At 50.5% G+C, this 2,461-nt stretch carries 1 protein-coding gene and 1 pseudogene; one reads left to right on the forward strand and one right to left on the reverse strand.

The genetic code is table 11. The features are described from left to right. A partial coding sequence (locus tag DI44_RS00315) for an ISLre2-like element ISGsp4 family transposase (protein WP_033026643.1) occupies nucleotides 1-1,322 on the reverse strand: 1,322 nt, incomplete at its 3' end. A 158-nt stretch (nucleotides 1,323-1,480) separates the two neighbouring features. On the opposite strand from DI44_RS00315, the pseudogene DI44_RS0117460 reads away from it, so the two are divergent. Further along, a pseudogene (locus DI44_RS0117460) lies at nucleotides 1,481-2,461 on the forward strand (IS256 family transposase); the annotation flags it as partial.

Raw genomic sequence — 2,461 nt, forward strand, 5'->3', positions numbered from 1 at the left:
GGTGCGAAATGTGAGTTATTCCGTGTTACCTCCGGAAGAAGACGGCGGACGCGTTGTTTCGCCTTGTTCACGATCGTCTGTTTGGTGGATGCCGTCGACGCCGTTTCCTCCGCCGGCTGCGACGATTCTTCTCCTAAACGACGTCCGAAAAGACGAATCCCATCCATCCAGGCAATCATTGCCTTGAAAAACGCCCTGAGTCCCTTGTCTGTCCAACTGCGGCGGTATTTCACCCGATACGCCAACTGGCTCATCACGCTTTCAGCCCTCCCCATCGGATACATGCCCGTTGTGTCCACTCCTTGCTCCTTCAGCCATTCCCGGTAATCACGGATGCATCCCGGCATCGATTCGATCCGGTGGATCAAGGCAGCCAGCTGTTGTTCTTTCGCTTCGTCCCCCAGCGTGCCGAGGGCGCTGTTCAGTTCCACAAGCAACCCCTCTTCATCCTGCTTCGCCAGCTTTTGCCGAATCGCCTGCCACCGTGGATGGCCCGAGAGGCATTGGCGCAACTCACGCGCCACGTGGAATCGATCCAATTGGAAGCAGACCCGTCCCTTGAAATACTCCCGGCACGCGGTAATCCATGGAGCGCCGTCCCCGTTGATGACAAGAAGATCCCGACACGGATCATAGGCATATTCGTTCATCAAAAATTCCTCGAAGCCTTCCCACACCTCCCTCTTGCCCTCATGGACGTAATGGCGCTGATTCACGAATTCGATCCGTGAGCCGTTGCGCTTCCACCCTTCGTGAACGGTCAGGATTTTGTCTTCCTTGGCCCGTTTTCCCTTCCCTTGGCGAGTGATAAACAGTCCATCGGCCTCTACAAACAGCACCCGTCCATATCGCTGGTCAACCGGGCAGTGCAGCGGAGCTTCAGCTTCGAGCACCAACTGGCGGATCGCCTCATGGCTCATCACCGGATACCCGACCATCTGGGCAAGCGTACGAGCCGCTTTGCGATAGGAAGAGCACTCCACAGCCAATCCCACCGCTGTTTCTTCTAGACAAGGGCTGATTGACTGTGATCCATCAAACGCTAAAAAGGAGTCAAGCAAAAACGTGTAACGGTTTTGTTCTCGGTCTAAATAGTAGTTTCGCTCAAAGGTAACTTCGCCAAACAGGGTTTGAATCGTGGTGCGTCGTTTGTCTTTCAAGTGGTACCGGCGCTTGTCCCGGGTTTCCGCCAATTGTCGGTCGATGTCCTCCAACAGAGCCGTAAACAGCTCAGCGAAGGCGTTTTGCAGGGCTCGAAACAAATCAAGTTCGATCTCTTTCCATGTCAACGAATTTGTGGTAAGATGTTGTTGAATATTCATGGGACTCTCTCCTCCTGTTTGGGTGTTTTGGTCAATCATTATCATAATAGGGAGAGAGTCCTTTTTCATGTTTTGGACTTCGGATCCTACCGCGGCTTCGCTTGGTGGCCCCGATGAGAGAGATTGCGAACCTACGTTCCCAACCCCCTCATCGGGGAATTCTAAGAATTTCTCCCACAAACATTTTACTCACACATGCCATTCGTCAGTTTGTGAAGGAAAAATTAGAGCTGATTATGCGGGAAGAAATCAAACATTTCCTCGAAATCGAACAGGCGGACACATCCAATATGAGAAACGGCTACTATCAACGAAATCTAGATACACAATATGGCCGGATTGAAGGTCTTTTGGTCCCTAGAGACCGAAACGGAGAATTTCAAACGCAGCTGCTTGCCCCTTACCAACGCCACACGGGCTGGCTTGAGGAAGCCATCATCAGGATGTATCAAAGTGGCATGAGTACACGTGAAATTGGCAAGTTCATTGAGCGAATTTTAGGCAATGCCTATTCTCCTGCAACGATCAGTCGTATTACCGATGTAGTGAAGGAAGACATCGAGAAATGGCACACTCGTCCACTGCACAAGCGTTATTCCGTCTTATATTTGGATGGTTTATACGTAAAACTTCGTCGCGAAACCGTGGAGAAAGAAGCCATTTATGTGGTGTTAGGGGTGAATGAAGAAGGATATCGCGAAATTCTTGATTTCTTTGTGGGGGGACAGGAAAGCGCCTATGTATGGCAGGAAATTCTTCAACACCTCTACCAAAGAGGCGTCAAGGAAGTGCTTCTTGGCGTCTTCGATGGCCTTCCGGGGCTGGAGGAAGCCTTTAAGGCGGTGTATCCGAAAGCCGATGTGCAGCGCTGTGTCGTGCACAAAGTCCGCAACACCCTCAGCCGTGTTCGGAAAAAAGACCAATTCGAAGTGGCCGAGGATCTCAAGCTGATTTATCGCGCGCCGAATAAGGAGATGGCGTTACAAATGTTTCAACAGTTTGAGTCGAAGTGGTCCAGCAAATATCCAAGAGAAGTTCAATCTTGGGCCAATGAGTTGGATGTCCTCCTTACATTTATGGATTATCCAAGCAGTAGTTCGAAGTGTGATTTATACGACCAATTGTAAATTAGCACATTA

It is taken from the genome of Geobacillus sp. CAMR5420 (assembly GCF_000691465.1).
GTDB classification, from domain to species: domain Bacteria; phylum Bacillota; class Bacilli; order Bacillales; family Anoxybacillaceae; genus Geobacillus; species Geobacillus thermoleovorans.